This window comes from Rickettsia endosymbiont of Hedychridium roseum (assembly GCF_964028255.1).
GTDB classification, from domain to species: Bacteria; Pseudomonadota; Alphaproteobacteria; order Rickettsiales; family Rickettsiaceae; genus Rickettsia; species Rickettsia asembonensis.
In genome coordinates this window covers 91,628-113,267 of sequence record NZ_OZ034753.1, presented here as the reverse complement: position 1 = coordinate 113,267, position 21,640 = coordinate 91,628, and the positions used below count along the sequence as shown (strand labels likewise).

Here is a 21,640-nt window from a genome sequence, read left to right as displayed (position 1 = left end):
TGTTGCATGGATTGAAAAACCTATTTTATGTTATTCCTGCTTCCGCAGGAATAACATAACAGGTTATAAATAAAAAAGGTCGAGCTTATTACTCGACCTTTTAGGATACTATAATTAGTAAATAATTTTAGTGATGTACAACTGTTACAGCTCTACGATTATAAGCAAAAGCTTCTTCAGTATTACCCATCATAGCAGGTCTATCTTTACCATAAGAGATTGTATTTAATCTGCTATGGTCGATTCCTTTATGAGCTAAGAATTTTTTCGCTGCTACTGCTCTTCTTTCACCTAAACCTAAGTTATATTCTCTGGTACCTCTTTCATCGCAATGTCCTTCAACAGTAGCTTTTACTTCAGGATGCTTTGATAACCAGCAAGCTTGTCTCTCTAGTTCTTCTTTAGCCTTTGGTGATAAAGCAGAGCTATCAAAAGCAAACCATACTGCATTTCCTGCATGCTTCTCGAAATCTTTCATTAATGAGGTTTCTTCACCTTGGTTCATATTACCGTCAAATTGCGGTGTTCTTTTTGTTGTATTACACCCTGCAAGCACAAATAATGCAAGAAAAGCTAATGTAATTTTTGTTTTCATAATTAAACTCCTTGAGATTATAATTTATTAATATTGAATTCATTTTAGCTAGTTATAAAACTAAACTAACCAAAAGCTATGTGAGTTAGTATATATCATTATTTTATTAGTTTAAAGGCTAAAATATTATAAAATGCAATTACTCATGAATAAATGTGGTAAAAATATCATTTTTATAATATGAGTAGATATTTTGGATAAATAGATAAATGAAGTTTAATGTAGAAAAGAGGAATCGATTTTGAAGCTTATAACCGGCAGCGTATATATAATATGTGAGGATCAAGAAATATTAAACAACGACGACAATTTTTGAAATTCTACCTGAGTATATTCACCATCTAATTAATGCACTGCCCCAAGTAAGACCTGCACCTATAGCTGAGAATAGTAGAATATCACCTTTTTTTATTTTGCCTGATGCTTTAAGAGTACTCAAAGCAAGAGGAATAGAAGCCGCAGAGCAGTTAGCATGTTTTTCTACGGTTTTCACTACTTTATGCTCTTCTATATTTAATAGTTCAGCAAGTTTGTTTATAATACGGATATTTGCTTGATGAGGTATAAAATAATCAATATCGCTTACACTGAATTGATTAGCATGTAGTAAATCTTCTATAGATTGTTGCATTTTTTCTATTGCATGACGAAATAATTTTTGCCCCTGCATAACTATCTTGCCACTAATACCATTCATACTTACACCACCGTTTGTGTATAATATTTCATAATCAGCCCCGCTTGAGAAGATATTACTATCTATTAAACCGGAATCATCACTACTACGCTGCAATATTACGCTACCGGCCCCATCACCGAATAAAACGCAAGTAGTCCTATCATTCCAGTCTAATAATGACGTCATTTTCTCGGCTCCTATAAGCAAAATAGTTTTATATTTCCCTGATGAGATAAGAGAATTCGCTACTTGTAAACCATAAACAAAGCCGGCACACACTGCTTGTAAATCAAAAGACGGTATATTAGTTAAACCAAGATAACCTTGAAGCTTAGAGGCGACTGAAGGGAAGCTATTATCCGGAGTAGTAGTACATGTAATAATTAAATCAATATCATTTGCCGACACCCTCGCATCTGCTATAGCTTTTTCAGCTGATTTTAAAGCAAGATGGGAAGTATATTCTGTATCACCTGCTATATGACGCTGCGTAATACCTGTTCTTGTTCTAATCCATTCATCGTTAGTATCTACAAATTTTGCAAGCTCGTCATTACTAACTATTTTTGAAGGAAGATACCCGCCGCAACCAATAATTTTACAGGTCATAAAATCTTTAGGCTACTTCTTCTTCAGTTTCAATTTTCCTACTTGACGATTATTATAAGTACCGTCGACTAAAGAAACGTGATGCGGAAGCTTATATTCACCGGTTTGCGAGTCAACTATTACGTTAACTTTGCCAAGTGCTAAGTGCGAACGTCTCATGTTACGTCTTGATTTTGATGTTTTCTTCTTTGGAACTGCCATTATTAGCCTCTCTAAATATAAATTAAAAAGTATTTGTCAAATTAGTGAAGCAGTATATTATAATCTTGTAATAAAATCTAGATAAAATTAAACTTATGAAAATTTTTATAACATACATTTTTAGTATATTAGCCTTTTTTTCCTTAAGCGGCTGCAAAACTATCGAAAATAGAGGACAATCCATTGATGATTCGGCACTTGTAAAATTAGAGTCTAAAAAACTAAATAAAACAGAAGTCGTAGAGTTAATAGGTACGCCTACTATGGTACCGGAATATTCCCAAAATACTTGGTATTATGTTGAAAGAGTTATGTCTCAAAGAGCTTGGCTCAATCCAAAAATTGAAAAGCAGAAGATAGTAAAAATTACGTTTGATGCTAATAATTTTATGCAGGAAGTAGTAGTAATAGATGATTCTCATAGACAAGATATAGAAACAGTCCGTGAATATACTAGGACATATGGAACGGAACTTAACGGACTACAAAAATTTGTTAAAAATTTAGGTAGATTCAATAAAACTACCGACGGAAATAAAAACAAAAGCAAGAATAAGAAGAAGAGATAAGTGTCCTTAATTGTTTTTTTATTGTCATCCCGCGGCTTGACCGCGGGATCCAATTGGAAATACTAATAATATTAATATTTTTGGTTATTTTTATGGATACCGTGGTCAAGCCACGGTATGACAACGAAGCAAGAACAACACCAACACCCATAAAACAAAAACTATCTTAATATGATTTCGATATTTAGTAAATTAAAACAAAGTTTATCTAAAACTTCTAATAAAATATCGGAAGGTATCGACAAAATATTTTACAAGAAAAAATTAGATACAGAAACTCTAGAAGAGCTTGAAGAGCTGCTTATTGCAAGTGATATGAGCGTTTCGGTAGTAACTAATATTATTGAAGAGTTTAAAAAGGTAAAATTTGACAAAGAAATAGATAGTGATACAGTAAAAGAAGCCCTAGCTGAATTAATAGAGCAGCAGTTATCAAAATCAGAAATTCCTTTTACACTAAACGAAAATAAATTAAACGTAATTTTAGTTTGTGGTGTTAACGGAGCAGGTAAAACTACCACTATAGGTAAGCTTGCTGCAATGTACTCAGCACAAGGGAAAAAAGTAGCAGTTGCGGCCTGTGATACTTTTAGAGCGGCTGCCGTGAATCAGCTAAGCACTTGGGTAGATAGAGCAAATGCACTACTTATTACCGGTGAAGGATCGGCTGACCCTGCGAGTGTTGCTTACCGTGCTATGGAAGAGTCGATAAAACAAAATATCGATATACTTTTTATCGATACGGCAGGCAGGCTTCATAATAAGAAAAATTTGATGGATGAACTGTCTAAGATTGTAAAGGTTATAAAAAAACTAGACGAGAATGCTCCTACTCATAGCGTTTTAGTAATTGATGCTATTACAGGACAAAATACTTATAACCAAGTAGAACATTTTAATGATGCTACTAATTTGACGGGACTTATCGTGACTAAATTAGACGGTAGTGCTAAAGCCGGAGTGCTTGTCGGAGTGGTACAGAAATTTAATCTACCCGTATACTTTATCGGTATAGGAGAGAAGATAGAAGATTTAAAAATATTCAACCGACATGATTTTGCTAAAAGTTTGGTCGGGTTGTGAGGTTTTGCTACATCATTGCCCGCATAGATCGAAAAACCTACTCGATGTCATTCCCGCGAAAGCGGGAATCCAGAAAAAAAGTATAAATACAGCAAATTTTTGAAATTAAAAGCTCGATTTATCTCGCTTTATGCTGGATTCCCGCCTACGCGGGAATGACATAAAATGAGCCATGCAATAACACTAACGTTCACTCGCAATGACGATAGAATTAAAAATAAAATCACGAGATGACTCAAAAAAATACTTTATTGCTCATAGACGGATATGGATTTGTTTTTAGAGCCTATTATGCACAACAGCCTTTAACTTCCCCGAAAGGTGAGCCTGTAGGTGCTCTTTACGGCTTCGCTTCAATGCTCCTAAAATTGCTGAGCGACTTTAAGCCTAAACATGTCGCTGTAGTATTTGACAGCGGCGGGAAAAATTTCCGCCATCATATTTATCCTGAATATAAAGCTAACCGCCTACCTCCACCTGAGGATTTAGTCGTACAATTACCTTTAGTTCGGGATGTTGCTAGTAACTTAAATTTTCCTATTCTAGAGAAAAACGGTTATGAAGCCGATGACATTATTGCAACCTTTGCCGCTAAAACAGCTGCACTCGGCAAAGATGTAGTCGTTATCTCTTCCGATAAAGATTTATTGCAGTTAATGGGGAAAAACATCAAAATATATGATCCGTTAAAAGGAAAATATATTACAGAGGATGATGTTGTTAAAAAGTTCGGTACTACTTCTGATAAATTACGTGAAGTGATGGCTTTAATCGGCGATAGATCGGATAATATTCCGGGTGTGCCGTCTATTGGATCAAAAACGGCAAGTAGTCTTATAACGCAATTTGGTTCTGTAGAAAATATATTTAACTCTTTAGACCAAGTTTCAAGCCTAAAACAACGTGAAACTTTACAAAATTCTAAAGAAGCGGCGTTAATTTCATGGCAATTAATCGGGCTTGATTCTAATGTTGATTTAGATTTTCAGCTGAATAATTTAGAATGGTCACCTCCAAATAGCGATAAATTAACAGGATTTTTACAGGAATACGGTTTTAAATCTTTATATAAAAGAGCAGAAAATTTATTTGATATTAAAATTAATGACCATAAAGAGATAGTAGACAATAAAGTAACCGAAGCAAAAGAAATCAGTAACGCTAGCGAGTTAGCGGATTTTGCTAAAAAAGCTGAGAAAATAGGAATATTCGGGATATATTTACTGCAGCATAAAGGGGATAATCTTGCCTTTATTTTATCATTGCAAAACCAAAGCTATATTATTAAAATTTCTAACACTTCCCATGATCTATTTTCTTATAATACTAAAAATAATAACGACTGGTTTTCGGAGATAATCTTCAATTTACTAACCGATAAATCTATAAAAAAAATTACCTACTCTCTAAAGCCTCTACTTAAATTCTATGCAGAACAATCTCATGAAATTACGGCTATAGAGGATTTAGAACTAATGCAATATGCGTTATCTGCCGGTTTATCACAGAAAAATTTATTTGAAGAGGCTTTAAAAGAGGAAAATATAATTAATGAATCGGCAAAAATAGTAGCCGATTTTACTTCACTTTATAAACAAAATATACTGGAGCTTAAAGATAATAAAGCCTTTAGACTTTACAGCGATATTGATTTACCTATTTGTTTTATTTTAGATAAAATGGAAAAAATTGGGATTAAAGTAGACGCAAATTATCTAAATCAGTTATCTGCTGAATTTGGTGCAGAAATAGCTAGACTTGAAGAAGAAATTTTTGCTCTTAGCGGAACTAAATTTAATATCGGTTCACCAAAACAACTAGGTGAGATTTTATTTGAAAAAATGCAGTTACCTTTCGGTAAAGCTTCGGCTAAAGCAAGCTCTTACTCAACAGGAGCAGAAATATTAGAAAAGCTTAGCGAGCATGGATATAATATTGCCGACTTGTTATTAAGATGGCGGCAACTTACAAAATTAAAGAATACCTACACTGATAGTTTACCGAAACAGATAGATAATATAACACATAGAGTACATACGACATTTTTACAAACTTCTACTACTACAGGAAGACTTAGCTCACAAGAACCTAATTTGCAAAATGTACCTATTCGCTCTAGTGAGGGGAATAAAATCAGACAAGCTTTTATCGCTGAAGAAGGCTATAAATTAATATCTGCAGATTATTCCCAAATTGAGCTTAGAATATTAAGCCATATCGCAAATATAGATGCACTAAAACAAGCATTTATCGATAAAGACGATATCCATACTCAAACGGCTTGTCAAATCTTTAACTTGCAAAAACATGAACTAACTAGCGAACATAGACGTAAAGCAAAAGCCATAAATTTCGGTATCATTTACGGTATAAGTGCTTTTGGGCTTGCCAAGCAATTAAACGTTAGTAACAGCGAAGCATCCGAATATATCAAGAAATATTTTGCCGAATATAAAGGAGTACAAGAATATATGGAGCAAACAAAAGCTTTTGCAAGTAGCAACGGCTATGTCATAAATTTCTTTGGCAGAAAATGTTTTGTACCTCTAATTCATGATAAAAAGCTTAAACAATTTGCAGAACGTGCAGCTATTAATGCTCCTATTCAAGGAACTAATGCCGATATAATTAAAATTGCTATGATCAATCTAGATCAAGAAATAGAAAAAAATAAGCTTAAAACCAGATTAGTACTGCAAATTCATGATGAATTACTATTTGAAGTGCCGGAGGATGAAGTAGAACTCGTAACGCCTATTATCAAAAAAATCATGGAAAACTCTACTAATATGGATGTACCGATTATAACCAAAATTAGAATAGGTAATAACTGGATGGAGATTCATTGAGTTATATAAAGCTGTGTCAAGGCTTGTTGCATGGCTCTATGTCATTCCTGCTCGATGTCATTCTCACGAAAGCGGGAATCCATTACTTTAAAACTTTTTAAAAGCTCGATTTATCTCGCTTTATAGTGGATTCCTGCTTTCGCAGTAATGACATAAAAAATCATATATTAATATAACATTTGAAGAATTTTAAAAGGAGCGTAATGTATGAAAAATTTTATATTCACATCTGAGTCGGTTTCTGAAGGGCATCCGGACAAAATTGCCGATCAAATTTCAGATACGGTACTTGATGAAATTCTAAAGCATGACCCTAGTGGTCGTGTTGCCTGTGAAACATTTGTAACAACCGGTCTAGTTTTAGTAGGCGGCGAAATTACTACTAGTACCTATGTAGATATTGAGCAAATAGTACGTAGCAAGATACAAGAAATCGGCTATAATAATCCAAATTATGGATTTGACGGTAGCTGTTGTGCCGTAATTTCATCTATCATTAAACAATCACCCGATATAGCTATGGGTGTTGACAATGCAAATGACGATGAAAATAGGTGCAGGGGATCAAGGTATGGTTTTCGGTTATGCTTGTAATGAGACGGATAGCTTAATGCCTGCACCGATTTACTACGCTCATCTTTTAATGAGAAGACAAGCATATTTACGTAAACAAAATGTCTTGCCTTGGCTTAGACCCGATGCAAAATCACAAGTCACGTTACGATATGAAAATAACAAACCTGTTGCCATTGATGCAGTAGTTTTATCAACTCAGCATCATCCGGAAATACAACAAAAAGATCTTATTGAAGCAGTAATGGAAGAAATCATTAAACCTACCTTACCAAGCAGTTGGCTCAATAAAGACACTAAATACTTAATTAACCCGACAGGTAGATTTGTTATAGGCGGTCCTGTTGCCGATTGCGGTTTAACCGGTAGGAAAATTATCGTGGACAGCTATGGCGGAATGGCAAGACACGGCGGCGGTTGTTTTTCAGGAAAAGACCCAACCAAAATAGATAGGTCGGCTGCTTACATGGCACGTTATATTGCTAAGAATATAGTAGGAGCAGGACTTGCCGATCGATGTGAGATACAAATATCTTATGCAATTGGTGTTGCTGCTCCCGTATCTGTTTACGCTGAAACTTTCGGTACTAGCAAATTAAGCAACGAACAAATTACTAAACTAATAACACAACATTTTGATATGCGTCCCGGCAGGATTATTAAACATCTTAAGCTTTGCACTCCATGCTATCAAAAAACGGCTGCTTACGGTCATTTCGGCCGTGAAGACGAAGATTTTACATGGGAGCAATTAGATAAAGTAGATATATTGAAGTGAGTAATTATTGACATTTATTTATTCGTAATACATGATTATTTTTATCCTTGTTTAACTAATTAGTTGAAAATATGGCTGAGAATATAAATAATGATAGAAAGTTCAGTGACTTAGAAAATTATGATAATGAACTTACAAATACTGCTCTAAAAGAGAATAATCAAAATAAGCTGAGAGAGCATTATGAAAATATCACTCAAGCCTTAAATAACATACGGGAATATGAGTATGAAGCAAAAGCAACTCAGTACCGCGAAATGCTTGACGATGCCCGTACCTATGATAAATCCACAAAAGATTATAATTTAGGCTCAGCTCATTTTATAACGGCTAGCGGTTATAAAGCCTTACTTGGAGCTTATAAGGCTTTAAATCCTGACGAAAATACAGATAAAAAATTAGACCATTTTATGAATGGCTTAGATGAGATTTATAAGCAATCCTTTTCAGCACGTAATTTAACTAGCTCAAATAAATTACCACCCGCAGAACAGTTAAAAAAATTTTTAGAAACAACTACAGATGAAATATACGATAAACTGCAAAAAACCGGAGAAGCATATTTATCATATTCTAATGCTCCTACTAATACAGGATTACATGCAAATGTTATAAAATATTCTAAAGAAAACGGAAAAAATTATCGTATTATATATAATGCCGGTGCTGGAGTAAGAGCAGATAATTCAAAGCTAAATCAAACACCAAAAGATCAATTATCTAAAATAAATGAAACAATAGAAGCAAGAAGTAAAGCAAAATTCAGCTCCATTAAGTATGAACTCAAAAATCAAACAGATAAAGAAGTAAAAGATAGTATATTTTCTATATTATCTATAAATGAACTAGAAGCAATAAAAGCTCATAATAACGAGATTAACAGATTCAAATCGAGCAGCTTATTAACCCAAAAGCTGATTCAAGAAGAACAGTTACCGGACAAACTTTAGGGAATTGTAGCAGCAGGTCAATAAGAGAAGCTTTAAGAGACAATGTACCGGATTCAGAATTTCGTGAAATATATGATTTTATTACACAAAATCAAGTATCTCAAATAATATCAAACTTAGAAAGCGAACAAAAAAATTTAGCAAATACTTTAAATATACCTTTAACAAAAGAACAAAGTATCTCAAATACAACTCATCAAAATCAATTTCAAAAAGATATTGCCAATTCAGCTACTAATCATTTTGATGCTTTTTTTTTATAATGAAGGGCATACACCAAGCACAAAGGAAAAGTTATTTAATAAAGTTGCTGAAGAATCCAATTTAAAGTATGTCAAGATTGATCTAGTAGATTTTTTATCTACCGTGTTCCCTATAAGGATACTGATTTACCTATTACCGAGGATCTTTTAAAGCCTGTCATAAACCATATTCAAACTTGTTTTGAAGAACGCGAAATAGCTCCCTCAAAAACAGTTTTAGAAAATTATAGATTATATAAATCTAACAAAGAACAAATCATTAAAGAACTATCAGAAAAATGCTCAAATGATAAAGATGTAAATATACTTATCAAAGCACAAATACAAGCGAAAATAGAAAACCGCCCTTCTATAGATATTTTCCGGCAAATGAAACAAAGTAATACTAACCCTAAACCGCTAGAGCTATCGGAAGAACATAAGAAATTGGATGATGTCATAAAAGATATGGCACAAAAATACAAAATGACCATACCGGAAGCAAAAGCATCTGAAGAAATCACTCAAGTAGTTAAAGATTACAGTGAAAATAAATTTAATGAAGAAATCACACCTATCAAAGCTCAAAAATTAGTAGATGAATTTACACAAGCAACGCTAGATATTTTTGGAGAGAATAAATTAATAGACTCACCTATAATTGAAACAAAAAACGAGCATATTAATATACCTCTCCCGAACATAGAAAAACAAGAAACTACTAATCTTAACTTGGATACAATACACTCAAAAAATTCGCCTGTATCAAGCTTTTTGAATGACACTGTACTTAAAGAAGAAAAACAAAATTTAGTAAATGAACTAATAACTGAAGCTAATAAAAATCTACCTGATAGTACGAAAGTAGTAGACGATAAAAAACAAGAAGTTAAAACTAATAATATATTCAATAAAAATTCAGAACCTAAAAAACAAACTATCAAAAATAAATTTTATAAGTATTTAAGTAAATTAACGGGAAAATTGGGATTAAAATCCATAAGTAATTACTTTAAAGATTTAATTAAAGAGCCAAATCTTGAGCAAAATATCAATTTAGAAAAAGAAGCAAAGTTAATAGCAGACAAACATCGACTAACAAAATATATGGAACTTAGCGATAATAAAAATAATAATGCAGTATTTAGCGGTAAAAAAACATCAAAGAATATTACTCAATTATGAAAACAATACAAAGAATTGCAATATACGAAGATCAACTTCAAAAAGAGCAAGGAGTTCACAAGACGAGGAACGGAGCGTATACTTAATACGTGAGTACCGCAGTACTTGTAGAACGACGTAGCCAATTTTTGAAGTTCATCGAGTATATCCTTTTAAAACCTCAAAATCCTGCCCTTGGAGAAAAAACTTTTCAGGTAATGTAATTTTTGCTACAAAATTCTTTACATCTTCGCTTTGTAAATAGATTGTAGCTTTAGCATTACTCCGGTCCCCATTATTAGTGCGAGCTGCAAGCAAGGTTACTATCTGCCGTAATTCTTCATGATTTTGTGGGTAAAGCTGTAGCTCAAATTGTTTATTATTAATTGCATCCTCAATTGATGAAAAGCTTTTTGCCGTTAGTTTTATTCCTCCTTCATCTTTAACTATATCACAATTAACGACTACCAAACTTTTAACATAGAGTAAATGTACATAATCTTTTAAAACTTCCTCACTAAAAATACTAAGTTCAAATATATTCTCAGGATCGGAAAGCACGAGCGTCACGAATCTACCCCTTGCCGACATACGAGAATCCTTTTTTTGTATTACACCGGCAAGATTTACTCGGTTAGTACCTTCAGGTAAATTATTATGCAAATCCGCACTATTTAAAATATTTAAACGACTAAATATTTCTTGATATTCCGTAAGAGGATGATTAGAGATAAATAAACCCATAGACTCAAATTCATAAAAAGCTAAAGTATTTTTATCGGCATAATCACTTGATACTAAAATAGTTGGACTTAAACTAGAAACTTTAATTAAACTAAATTGATTAGATTCTTGCTCTTCGTGATATGAAGTTGAATAAGCAAGCAATTTTGAAATACTTGAAAATAATTGCAATCGATTATCATGTAACTCATCAAAACAGCCTGATTTAATTAAATTTTCTAGTAATTTACTATTAATAGCTTTTGGCGGTAATCTTTCAATAAAATCGGTAATTGATTTAAACGCTCCTCTTGCTTTTCGCTCGTCCGTCACTAACTTACCGAAATTTGGCGTAACTCCCTTAATAGCCCCTAAGGCGAAGATTATTGCACTCTCGATGTCATCCCGCAACTTGATCGCGGGATCTTTTAAGTCTTTTTCCTGGATACCGCGGTCAAGCCGCGGTATGACAGGCTTTACACTATGCGGGATGGCAGTATCCGAAGACTTTACACTAAAATACCCTTCAGAAATATTAATATTAGGAGCAATAATTTTTATGCCGCTATCTTTTGCTTCTTGTAAAAATAAATTAATTTTATCATGATTATTTAATTCAAGATTTAAACATGCTACTAAAAACTCAGCCGGATAATTAGCTTTAAGATATGCGGTTTGGTATGAAATAACGCCGTAAGCTGCAGCATGTGCCTTATTAAAACCGTAACCTGCAAATTTAGCCACGGTTGCAAAAATGGATTTAGCTTGAGATTCCGAAATATTATTAGCAATTGCTCCTTTAACGAAGATTTCTTCCTGCTCCTCCATTTCTTTTTTTATCTTCTTACCCATCGCTCTACGAAGCAAATCAGCAGCTCCTAGCGTATAACCTGCAAGAATCTGAGCAATTCTTTGTACCTGCTCCTGATATATCACCACTCCATAAGTTTCTTCTAGGATTGGCTTTAATAGCTCATGTAAATAATCAGGCTGTTGTAATTTATGCTTACAAGCTATATAGGTAGGGATATTTTCCATAGGACCCGGACGATATAAAGCCCCAAGAGCTATCAAATCATGTATAGAATCAGGTTTAAGGCGTCTAAGTGCATCTTTCATCCCGATACTTTCAAACTGGAAAACGCCGACTCCTTTACCTTTACACAACATTTGATAAGTCTTATTATCATCAAAGGTCATGTTGTTAAAATCTACTTCTATCCCTTGCTCTTTAAGTAGTTTCTTACAATCGGTAATAACCGTTAGGGTTTGCAGTCCTAAAAAATCAAATTTAATTAAACCGGCAATTTCGGAATATTTCATAGAATAACCGACTACCAGCATATCGGAATTAGCATCTTTATATACCGGTACTATATCGACTAAATCAGTACCTGCTATTACGATTCCTGCAGCATGAGTTGAGGAATGCCTATGTAACCCCTCAAGAATTAACGAAGTATCAAGTACTAGCTTAATTAACTCCGCTTCACCCTCTAAATTATACAACCCATTACCTTTAGCGGCATTTGCAAGCTCCGGAACTTCACGCATCGCCTGTTCAAGCGTAACGGGATTAACCGCACTAAAAGGTACAAGCTCCGTTAGATAATCAGCGAATTTATAAGGTAAGCTAAGCACACGAGCAATATCCTTAATTACGGCCTTTGCCTGCATTTTACCGAAAGTTATAATCTGTCCTACTCTATTATTACCGTATTTAGAGCGTACGTAATTAATTACTTCTTCACGTCTTTCTTGACAAAAATCAATATCAAAATCAGGCATTGAAATACGTTCAGGATTTAAAAATCTTTCAAATAATAAGCCGAATTTAATCGGATCGAGATCAGTAATAAGCAAGCTCCAAGCAACAACCGAGCCTGCTCCCGAACCTCTACCCGGTCCAACTAAAATACCCTCTTTTTTACTCCATTTAATAAAATCGGACACAATCAAAAAATAACCGGCAAAATTCATATTACAGATAATATCCAGCTCATAATTAAGACGAGCAAAATATTCGGTTTTCAATTCTTCTTGATTCTGCAGTGGAATATTTTCAGATTTAAACTTTGTAGCAAGCCTTGCAAGCAACCCTTCTTTTGCATCTTTTCTAATTAAATCCGTTTCACTAATATCTTTGGTGGCAAAATTAGGCAGCATCGGCGGGTTTGCATGTGCTGCAAAATAACAACGCTCTCTTAAATTCACGGTATTTTGGATGGCACTAGGTAAATCAGAAAAAAGCTCTATCATCTCATGCGGTGATCTAAAATAACAATTTTCACTAACTGTTTTACGATCAGGATATTCTTTAGTAACACCGGCTGATATACATAATAATACATCATGTGCATCATGCATGCTTTTTTCGCTAAACAAAACTTTATTAGTAGCAACAAGCGGAATAGCAAGCTCGGCAGCAATTCTAATATAACTATCTTCAATAAACTGTTCTTCCGGTAGATCGTGTCTCATAATCTCAAAGTAAAAACGATCTCCTAAAATTTCCTGTAATTTACGTGCAAATAGCATCGCTTGCTCTTCGCACCGAGCTAGCAAGCATTTTCCGACAATACCGTCGGTATAACAGCATAACGCTATTAATCCCTCTTGATATTCAATTAAATCTTCAAAATCAATGTGATCGCATAGCTTACGATCATTTTTAGTAAAAGTAAGGCTTGATAGTTTGAGTAAATTTTTATAGCCGGTTTCATCTTTAGCTATAAGTAAAATTTGAGCAAAAATATCTATATCGTATTTTATATTTAGAATAACTCCGTGTATCGGCTGCAGTCCTTTTTTTACTGCATATAATGCAAATTCTAACGAGCCGAATAAATTTCCCTTATCTGCCAAACAAATAGCAGGCATTTTATTTGATGAAGCAAGCTCTACTACTTTCTCGATTGTTAATGCACTTTCTAGAAAAGAATAAGAGCTTTGAGTTCTTAAATGAATAAATTCAGGTCGCATTTTTTATTAATGTTAAATTTTATTGTCTTCATGACACTGTGTCACCTAGTTAGCTTGACCACGGGGTCCAGTCTTTTTTAATTTTTTTTGGATACCGTGGTCAAGCCACGGTATGACACCGGGTGTGTTTTCCGTTCCATACACCAAGGCTAAATCTTACTCCCGACTGCATAATATCTAAAACCGATTTTTTTCATTGCTTCATTATCTAGTATATTTCTAAGGTCAATGATTATCGGGGATTTTACTAAATCATAAATTCCTTGCCAATTAAGTTCTTTGAATTCTAACCATTCAGTTGCAATAACTATAATATCTACTGATTTACAGGCTTCAGCTACCGAATCTAAATATAGCAAATTTTTATGTTCTAAATTCTTTTTAGCATTTTCAAGACCGATAGGATCAAATGCTTTAACATATACATCTTTATTTAATAAGATCTTTACAATTTCGATGGCAGGACTTGCCCTAACATCATCTGTTTCTGCTTTGTATGTTAAGCCTAAAATTGCTATATTTTTACCTTTTAAATCTCCGTCTAACAAAGTAGCTATTTTATCTACCATATTACTTGGACGCTGCTTATTACTTTTAATTACTGCCTTAAGAATTTTACAATCGATATGATGGTTTTCTACAAGGTTATTTAATGCTAGGATATCTTTTGGAAAACATGAACCGCCAAAACCCGGTCCTGCATTTAAAAAATTTTGACCGATTCTTTGATCAAGTCCTACACCTTTAGATAAATCTTTAATATTACCGCCGATTTTTTCACATAAATCAGCCATCTCGTTAATAAAAGCAATTTTGGTAGCTAAAAAGCTATTGGAAGCATATTTAATAAGCTCGCTCGTCACTAAATCGGTAACCACGAACTTTGCACCTTGTTCTATTAAAGGTGCATAAATTTTTCGCAATATTTCCTCTGATTCTTTATTATTTACCCCGATAACTATACGATCAGGATATAAAAAATCTTCTACCGCACTGCCCTCTCTTAAAAACTCAGGATTAGAAGCAACATTAAATGAAAAGCCTTTTGATTTTAAATAAGCTATAATATTACTGCAACTATCAGGCGGAGCAGTAGATTTTATGACTATTAAACAATCTTTATTTATATGCTCGGAAACTTTATCAATAGCATCATAGACATATTTTAAATCTGCTTCTCCCGACTCTTTTGAAGGTGTGCCGACCGTAATAAATATTGCCTCGGCATTTTGAAGTTCATTATTATAAATATTTGTAAATTTTAACCTATTAGCTTCTAAAGCTTGCTTAAGATACTCATCAAGTTTAGCTTCATAAATCGGTAATATTTGCTTATTTAATTTGGATATTTTAACCTCATCATTATCAAGACAAGTAACATTATGACCTAAATAGCTCATAATAATACCTGAGACTAATCCCACATATCCGCTACCGATAAATGTAATATTCATAATTTTTTGTGATTTTTATATTAAATTTTTAGATTATACGCTATATTCAACTAACGTGACAAGCCTAAAGCTTTTATCATATTTCAATAGATTTACAAGCTCAAATGAATTTTATTAAAAAAACCTTTATTAGTATTTTTATAATTCTAATTTCATTATCTTTGGCTATAACTCTAACTGTTTATAGTGCAAATAAAGGACACTTAAATGAACCTTTGAAAAAAATAATTGAATTTTATTTAAGTAAAAATGATATAAAGGCTGTACTACATAATTTAGAATTTAAAGAAAACCGATTATCCATAGATAAAATTTCCTTAAGTCTTATAGATAATGCTAGAGGAGAAATTAACGATTTTAATCTTTTCTTTAATTTCAAAAATTTCTTCTCTAATTCGTTAATAGAGGCTAATTTTAATATTGATAAAATTTCCGTAATCTCAAATAACGATGAAGAGATTATAAACACTTCAACAACCGGTGATTATTCGTTAAATATAATTAAAAAAGATTCCCTAACCGACATACGACTAACTTCAATAAAAAGCGATATCTTAACCGATGAGCAAGGAGCGGACTTACCTCTAGGAAATGCTTTATGCTCATATAAAACCGCCTATTCTAAAGATAATCCAAAGACCGTTAATTGCAAACTTACCTTTGGGGACAAAGCTTTTTTATCACTAAGCGGTATAATAACCGATAAAAATATCGATGCAAGTGCAGCTGCCGCAAATATGCCTTTAATAATTTATCAAACAGTCGAAAAAATTATTCCGGATAACCCTATAATCTCATATTTACGAGAACATATAAAACAAGGTTACATCCAAAATGGAGAATTAAATATTAAATTAGATAAAAAATTTTTAAAAAAAAATATTTTAGTAGAAGATAATTTAAAAGCAAATTTACATATCTCGAATTTTGAATATAAATATCATACAGATTTACCGCCTTTGACTAAAGTTGATACTAATATAATCATTTCAGGACCGGAAATAAAATTTCTAATTAATGAAGCATATAGCGGTAAAAGCGTTGTTTCAGACGGTATTATGACTTTCAAATGGGAAGGACCGGATAAATCACAATTTGTTTTTAATGCTACTGCTAAAGGTGAAATTAACGACTTAATTGCCTTTGTTCCAAATGATGCCTATCAAAATATTAAAGCTCAAAATATTGATCTTAAAAAAATCAAAGGAACGGCAAATTCAATAATAGAGCTAATAATTCCTATTAGCCCAAATATCCCTAATAGCTATAATGTTTTGTCGACATTAACAAATATCTCTTTTAACACCTTAGACAATAATATCCTATTACAAAACGGTGAAGCCAAAGGTAGCTTTAAAGACAACAAACTAAATATTAACGGTAAGGGTAAAATTAATAATTATGCAAGCAGCTTTACTTATGATCATGATATATCAGATAAAAATAATGAGTGTTTACTTAAAATAAAAAGTAATATTACGGCAAATAATCAAAGATTTGGAGTATTTAAATTAATTTCAGGCAGCAGCATTTTAAATTTTGAGTATAAAAAACAGCATAATAATGAGAGTTTTATTACCGTTAATTCTAATCTTGATAATTTAGAATTCTATATAGATAAAGTATCTATTCATAAAAAATTATATAAAAAAGCTAATTTATATTTATATACTAAATTAAATGATAAAAATTTCGATAGAAATATTGAATTTAACCTGTCGGGGCAGGATAATCTAAAAATTAACGGTAATGCCCTAATTAAGAAAAATATTTATAATATTAATCTAGCCTCTGTTAAACATAATCATACGGATTTAAAAGGAAAAATAATCATAGATAACCATAATCTTAATACGGAACTTTATGGAAGCGGATTAGATTTATCAAATGCTAATATGATGCAGTTTTTAGAAAAAGAGGGAGATTCTACACGTAATATTAATTTAAAAACTAATATATCAAAAATAATTTTAAAGAATAATATAATTCTAGGTAATCTTGACTTAGCAATTAAATGTGATAAAGTACGGTGTTTTTCCGGTTTTCTAAATGCTAATATCGATAATAAAAAAGTTAAGATGTCGCTTACTGCTAAGGACAGTTTTGAACAATGGCTAATTGAATCCGATAATGCCGGAGCATTACTTAAGGGCCTTGGAATGTATACCACTATGCAAAACGGTCAGATTAACATCAACTTAAATACAAGAAGATATGAAGTAAAAAAAGGGGAAATAGTGCCGATATTAGACGGCAAATTTTCTATAAAACATTTTACGGTAGTCGATACTCCTTTTTTAACACGGCTTGTTTCCTTTGTTTCGTTGCCGGGTTTTCTTAGTTCAATAACTAATAATAAAAATATTTTATTTGAAGATATAACCGGTAAATTTAATTATAGAGGAAATATAATTACAATTTTCGATACGGAAGCACATGGACCGTTCTTTGATTTTACTATGAAAGGTAATATTGATACCAAACAGCAATTAATTACGGTTAAAGGAAATGTTATTCCTTCTTTTTTCTTAATCAGCACTATTGTAACTAAAATACCGGTAGTCGGTAAAATATTTTCCAAAGTAGCACCTTACTCCTTAAAAATGAACTATAAATAGTTATATTCCGTGTACAAAAAATTATATTTAATCGGTATTTTACTTTTAGGCTTAATTTCCGGTCTTACGTTTAATTTAATTTTTTTCACAGTTCCATATCAATTATCCGAAGCAAAATACACCACTGATATAATAGGTTCGATATCACTAGCTGCTTTTCCGTATTGCTTAAAGGTCATATGGTCACCTTTTATAGATAAATACTCTATACCTTTTTTATGTTCTAAATTCGGTCACAGGCGTGGCTGGGCATTGGTATCACAAATATTTTTAATCCTAGCGATGACGGGGTTCTTAAACATAAGCCCTTGTAATAACTTATATATTACTGCAATTATCTTATTTATTATTTCATTCTGCAGTTCTACGCAGGATATTGTACTTGACGCATATAGAATTGAGAGACCTATATCTAAAGAAGAGCTTTCAATGGCTTTTACCTTTAGTAGCATAGGGTTTCGTTTAGGTATGTTACTTGGCAGCGTCGGTGCTTTATATTCATCAATTATTTTCGGCTGGGATACAGTATATAAATTTGCTTTATTTATTACTGTAGTTGGTCCTATAGTAATCTTATGTATCAAAGAACCAAAACCTAAAGAAAAACGTCATACGACTACTAATTTAATAGGATTACAACAATATTTTGAAGTTATTAAAAAAAGTATTATCTCCTTAAAAAATGAACAACAATATTTATTGCTAATTATATTGTTTGTCTTTTTATATAAAGCTGCGGATTCTATACCTATGGCTATGAGTTCGCCTTTATTTCTAGATTTAAGTTTTACTACTCATGAAATTGCCGTTATTTACAAAGCTTACGGGTTACTGATCATGATCGTCGGAGGAGCTTTAGGCGGCGTTTTAGCTACAAAAATGGGTATATTTCATAGTGTCTTAATTGGTGGAGTTATTCAATTATTGTCACCCCTTATGTTTATGATTCTTGCTACTATCGGCTATGATATAAGGATATTTATAATAACCGTTACAGTACAAAACTTTTGTGCAGGCTTTGCAGGAACTATTATCTCTATCTATTTTGCTAGCCTTTGCAATAGTGAATTTGTTGCCACGCAATATTCTATTATTGCATCTTTTAGCTCTCTTAGCCGTATTATTCTAGCTAGCCTTGGCGGTATTTGTGCAAAATATCTTACTTGGTCTGTATTCTTTTTAGGTAACACTCTGTTTAGCATGTTATTTATACCGATATTTTATAAAATATATAGAAAGAAACTAGACTTTGTGAATATTTCTAAAAAGATATGACAATTATTAAAAAAGGTTTATAATATTGATATATATACTTCTGCGAAATGAAGAGTCAAAATTTTTATGAAATTATATAGTTTTCAAGAACATTTATTAGAATTAAAAATAAGACTTCTTAGAATATTTACTGCTTTTATAATTATATTTGCTATTTGCTATTATTTTAGCGACAATATTTATAGTTTTTTATTAAAACCGCTTGCTAAGCTAAGCGGTGATACAGTACGAAATATAATTTATACAGGGCTTACAGAAGCATTTTTTACCTATATTAAACTTGCAGCTTTTACTGCTTTTACTATTATTATACCTATAATTGCTTTGGAGTGTTATTTATTTATCAGCCCAGGGTTACACCGCCATGAAAGAAAAATTATCGCTTTTATTCTTTTTATGTCGCCTATTTTATTTTGGTGCGGTAGTATTTTTGTTTTTTACTTTGTAATGCCGAAAGCTTGGAATTTTTTTCTTAGTTTTGAAAAACGTGATATGATAGTACCGATAGTTTTGGAAGCAAGAATTAGCGAGTATCTAAATTTAGTTATTCATTTAATTATTGCTTTTGGAGTTGCTTTTCAACTACCGGTTGTGATAATAATATTAAATATACTAAAAATAGTTAAGGTACAAACACTTAAGCAAAAAAGACGCATTGCCGTGGTAATTAACTTTATTATTGCAGGAATATTAACGCCTCCTGACATTTTAAGCCAGTTTGCTCTTGCAATACCGCTACTTTTATTATATGAAACTTCAATAATGATATGTAATTTTATAGAAAAACCGAGGACACTAAATGTTAAATATCAAATGGATTAGAGAAAATCAAGAATTATTCGATGAAAAGCTTAGCCAAAGATTTATTGAACCTATGTCTAGTAAAATTGCTATGCTCGACGGAGAGAAAAGAAAAATTACGAGTTTAATTCAAGAATTTCAGCATGCACGTAAGGTAAAATCAAAGATTTTAGGTAATATGGCCTCTAAAAGCGGCGAAGAGTTTGAAGGGCTACAAAGAGATGTCAAACATATAAATGAGAAGTTGGAAGAACTTGAACAGGATCTAAATAATAATAACAAATTAAATGAACTATTAAATATGCTTCCTAATATTCCGGACGAAGAAGTACCTTACGGAATGGATGAAAGTATGAATAAATTAGTTCGTACTTACGGAGAGACAAATCCGAATGCTTTGAATAAACAGCATTTTGAACTAGGTACAAAATTAAATTTAATGGATTTTGAACAAACTGCTAAAATTTCTGGAGCTAGATTTGTAACGTTAAAAGGTGATTTAGCAAAGCTAGAACGTGCTTTAATTAACTTTATGATTGATGTTCATACTAAAGAGTTTGACTTCTTTGAGATATCACCTCCGGTATTAGTTCGAGATAATGCTATGTATAATGCAGGACAACTACCTAAATTTGCCGAAGAGTCTTTTGCAACAACAAATGGTTATAGACTAATTCCAACCGCAGAAGTATCTTTAGTAAATATAGTCGCCGATACTATTATACCAAGAGAAAAATTACCGATGCGTTATGTTGCTTACACCCCGTGCTTTAGATCAGAAGCAGGTAGTAGCGGTAGAGATACAAGAGGTATGATTAGATTACATCAGTTCGGTAAAGTTGAGCTAGTATCTATTACTACCCCTGAAGAATCAAAAAATGAGCATGAATATATAACTAATGCATCAGAGACTATTTTACAAAAACTGAATCTTCCTTATCGTGTTATGTTACTTTGCACCGGAGATATGGGATTTGCAGCAAAAAAAACCTATGATATAGAAGTATGGCTTCCGGGACAAAAGCAATATCGCGAAATTGCTAGCTGTTCTAATTGTGGAGATTTTCAAGCACGTAGAATGAAAGCAAGATATAAGGAATTCGGCATTAACGAAACTACCTTAGTTCATACTTTAAATGCTTCAGGATTACCTATCGGAAGAACTATGGTTGCAATACTTGAAAATTATCAGAATGAAGATGGATCAATAACTATACCTGATGTCTTGATAAATTACATGGGAGGGTTACAAAAAATCACTACATATAGTGAATAATTGTTTATTAAATATAAATAATAAGGTAAAGTTTTGTGATATACTCGTTTAATTTGAAAAATTGGCTATGTAGTGTAGAAGATGCGGTTGCATGAGTTGATTTTTCCGTTGTCACCCCGTGGCTTGACCACAGGGTCCAGTTTATAATACTAAAAATTAGTATTGTAAGTTTTTTGCTGGATACCGTGGTCAAGCCACGGGGTGACACAGTATACAAAA

16 protein-coding genes and 3 pseudogenes are annotated in these 21,640 nt (G+C 32.5%); 12 read left to right on the top strand and 7 right to left on the bottom strand.

Translation table 11 applies throughout. The features are described 5' to 3' along the window. Positions 1 to 127 precede the first annotated feature (127 nt). From pal to rpmF, 3 genes are all read right to left on the bottom strand, one after another. Positions 128 to 595: a peptidoglycan-associated lipoprotein Pal gene (pal, locus tag AC5587_RS00630; RefSeq protein WP_499162520.1), complete on the bottom strand. Its 468-nt coding sequence runs from the start codon at positions 593 to 595 to the stop codon at positions 128 to 130. Positions 596 to 929: 334 nt separating this feature from the next. After that, positions 930 to 1,883 carry a beta-ketoacyl-ACP synthase III gene (locus tag AC5587_RS00625; RefSeq protein ID WP_410526893.1) on the bottom strand — a complete coding sequence of 318 codons (954 nt, stop codon included), beginning with the start codon at positions 1,881 to 1,883 and terminating at the stop codon, positions 930 to 932. A gap of 12 nt (positions 1,884 to 1,895) precedes the next feature. Continuing rightward, positions 1,896 to 2,084, bottom strand: coding sequence for a 50S ribosomal protein L32 (gene rpmF / locus AC5587_RS00620; RefSeq protein ID WP_499162519.1), 189 nt, complete (start codon positions 2,082 to 2,084; stop codon positions 1,896 to 1,898). 95 nt (positions 2,085 to 2,179) lie between these two features. On the opposite strand from rpmF, the gene AC5587_RS00615 reads away from it, so the two are divergent. The 8 genes and pseudogenes from AC5587_RS00615 to AC5587_RS00580 all read left to right on the top strand — a co-directional run bounded on the left by AC5587_RS00615 (position 2,180) and on the right by AC5587_RS00580 (position 10,313). Continuing rightward, entirely contained in the window at positions 2,180 to 2,653 is a 474-nt protein-coding gene (locus tag AC5587_RS00615; protein WP_202069301.1) for an outer membrane protein assembly factor BamE, read from the top strand. Between the two features lie 53 nt (positions 2,654 to 2,706). After that, positions 2,707 to 2,823, top strand: coding sequence for a palindromic element RPE4 domain-containing protein (locus AC5587_RS00610; protein WP_499162518.1), 117 nt, complete (start codon positions 2,707 to 2,709; stop codon positions 2,821 to 2,823). Between the two features lies 1 nt (position 2,824). Beyond that, positions 2,825 to 3,736, top strand: a complete 912-nt coding sequence (ftsY, locus tag AC5587_RS00605) for a signal recognition particle-docking protein FtsY (protein WP_499162517.1) — start codon at positions 2,825 to 2,827, stop codon at positions 3,734 to 3,736. 230 nt (positions 3,737 to 3,966) lie between these two features. Further along, positions 3,967 to 6,585, top strand: coding sequence for a DNA polymerase I (polA, locus tag AC5587_RS00600; protein ID WP_499162516.1), 2,619 nt, complete (start codon positions 3,967 to 3,969; stop codon positions 6,583 to 6,585). A 207-nt stretch (positions 6,586 to 6,792) separates the two neighbouring features. Next, positions 6,793 to 7,936: pseudogene (gene metK, locus AC5587_RS00595) on the top strand (methionine adenosyltransferase). A 71-nt stretch (positions 7,937 to 8,007) separates the two neighbouring features. Next, positions 8,008 to 8,271, top strand: a pseudogene (locus AC5587_RS00590) (hypothetical protein); the annotation flags it as partial. Between the two features lie 75 nt (positions 8,272 to 8,346). Continuing rightward, a pseudogene (locus AC5587_RS00585) lies at positions 8,347 to 8,611 on the top strand (hypothetical protein). 1,501 nt (positions 8,612 to 10,112) lie between these two features. Then, complete coding sequence (locus AC5587_RS00580; protein ID WP_039595571.1) at positions 10,113 to 10,313, top strand: hypothetical protein; 201 nt, start codon at positions 10,113 to 10,115, stop codon at positions 10,311 to 10,313. A gap of 135 nt (positions 10,314 to 10,448) precedes the next feature. Here the strand turns inward: AC5587_RS00580 and dnaE are convergent, their stop codons facing one another. From dnaE to AC5587_RS00565, 3 genes are read right to left on the bottom strand one after another with little or no spacing between them, the layout of a single operon-like run. Continuing rightward, on the bottom strand, positions 10,449 to 13,997 hold the full coding sequence (gene dnaE, locus AC5587_RS00575; protein WP_499162515.1) for a DNA polymerase III subunit alpha: 3,549 nt from the start codon (positions 13,995 to 13,997) through the stop codon (positions 10,449 to 10,451). Between the two features lie 45 nt (positions 13,998 to 14,042). Next, a complete protein-coding gene (locus tag AC5587_RS00570; RefSeq protein ID WP_410526464.1) occupies positions 14,043 to 14,141 on the bottom strand; it encodes a permease in 99 nt (32 codons plus the stop codon). Between the two features lie 5 nt (positions 14,142 to 14,146). Beyond that, on the bottom strand, positions 14,147 to 15,451 hold the full coding sequence (locus AC5587_RS00565; protein ID WP_499162514.1) for a UDP-glucose dehydrogenase family protein: 1,305 nt from the start codon (positions 15,449 to 15,451) through the stop codon (positions 14,147 to 14,149). 104 nt (positions 15,452 to 15,555) lie between these two features. Between AC5587_RS00565 and AC5587_RS00560 the strand changes: the two genes are divergently transcribed. The 4 genes from AC5587_RS00560 to serS all read left to right on the top strand — a co-directional run bounded on the left by AC5587_RS00560 (position 15,556) and on the right by serS (position 21,421). Further along, entirely contained in the window at positions 15,556 to 18,069 is a 2,514-nt protein-coding gene (locus AC5587_RS00560; protein ID WP_499162513.1) for a transporter AmpG 3, read from the top strand. 9 nt (positions 18,070 to 18,078) lie between these two features. Further along, positions 18,079 to 19,344: an MFS transporter gene (locus tag AC5587_RS00555; protein ID WP_410526459.1), complete on the top strand. Its 1,266-nt coding sequence runs from the start codon at positions 18,079 to 18,081 to the stop codon at positions 19,342 to 19,344. Positions 19,345 to 19,410: 66 nt separating this feature from the next. Further along, positions 19,411 to 20,166: a twin-arginine translocase subunit TatC gene (gene tatC, locus AC5587_RS00550; RefSeq protein WP_011271548.1), complete on the top strand. Its 756-nt coding sequence runs from the start codon at positions 19,411 to 19,413 to the stop codon at positions 20,164 to 20,166. Further along, positions 20,144 to 21,421 carry a serine--tRNA ligase gene (serS, locus tag AC5587_RS00545; RefSeq protein ID WP_499162512.1) on the top strand — a complete coding sequence of 426 codons (1,278 nt, stop codon included), beginning with the start codon at positions 20,144 to 20,146 and terminating at the stop codon, positions 21,419 to 21,421. The genes tatC and serS overlap by 23 nt, the downstream gene beginning before the upstream one ends. 7 nt (positions 21,422 to 21,428) lie before the next feature. Here the strand turns inward: serS and AC5587_RS00540 are convergent, their stop codons facing one another. Continuing rightward, entirely contained in the window at positions 21,429 to 21,638 is a 210-nt protein-coding gene (locus AC5587_RS00540; RefSeq protein WP_499162511.1) for a hypothetical protein, read from the bottom strand. Positions 21,639 to 21,640: the final 2 nt, after the last annotated feature.

Excerpts from the sequence above, each read along its gene's own strand:
- serS (WP_499162512.1), top strand. The coding sequence starts at position 20,144 with ATGTTAAATATCAAATGGATTAGAGAAAATCAAGAATTATTCGATGAA.
- AC5587_RS00625 (WP_410526893.1), bottom strand. The coding sequence starts at position 1,883 with ATGACCTGTAAAATTATTGGTTGCGGCGGGTATCTTCCTTCAAAAATA.
- AC5587_RS00615 (WP_202069301.1), top strand. The coding sequence starts at position 2,180 with ATGAAAATTTTTATAACATACATTTTTAGTATATTAGCCTTTTTTTCC.
- dnaE (WP_499162515.1), bottom strand. The coding sequence starts at position 13,997 with ATGCGACCTGAATTTATTCATTTAAGAACTCAAAGCTCTTATTCTTTT.
- polA (WP_499162516.1), top strand. The coding sequence starts at position 3,967 with ATGACTCAAAAAAATACTTTATTGCTCATAGACGGATATGGATTTGTT.
- tatC (WP_011271548.1), top strand. The coding sequence starts at position 19,411 with ATGAAATTATATAGTTTTCAAGAACATTTATTAGAATTAAAAATAAGA.
- rpmF (WP_499162519.1), bottom strand. The coding sequence starts at position 2,084 with ATGGCAGTTCCAAAGAAGAAAACATCAAAATCAAGACGTAACATGAGA.
- ftsY (WP_499162517.1), top strand. The coding sequence starts at position 2,825 with ATGATTTCGATATTTAGTAAATTAAAACAAAGTTTATCTAAAACTTCT.
- AC5587_RS00565 (WP_499162514.1), bottom strand. The coding sequence starts at position 15,451 with ATGAATATTACATTTATCGGTAGCGGATATGTGGGATTAGTCTCAGGT.
- pal (WP_499162520.1), bottom strand. The coding sequence starts at position 595 with ATGAAAACAAAAATTACATTAGCTTTTCTTGCATTATTTGTGCTTGCA.
- AC5587_RS00560 (WP_499162513.1), top strand. The coding sequence starts at position 15,556 with ATGAATTTTATTAAAAAAACCTTTATTAGTATTTTTATAATTCTAATT.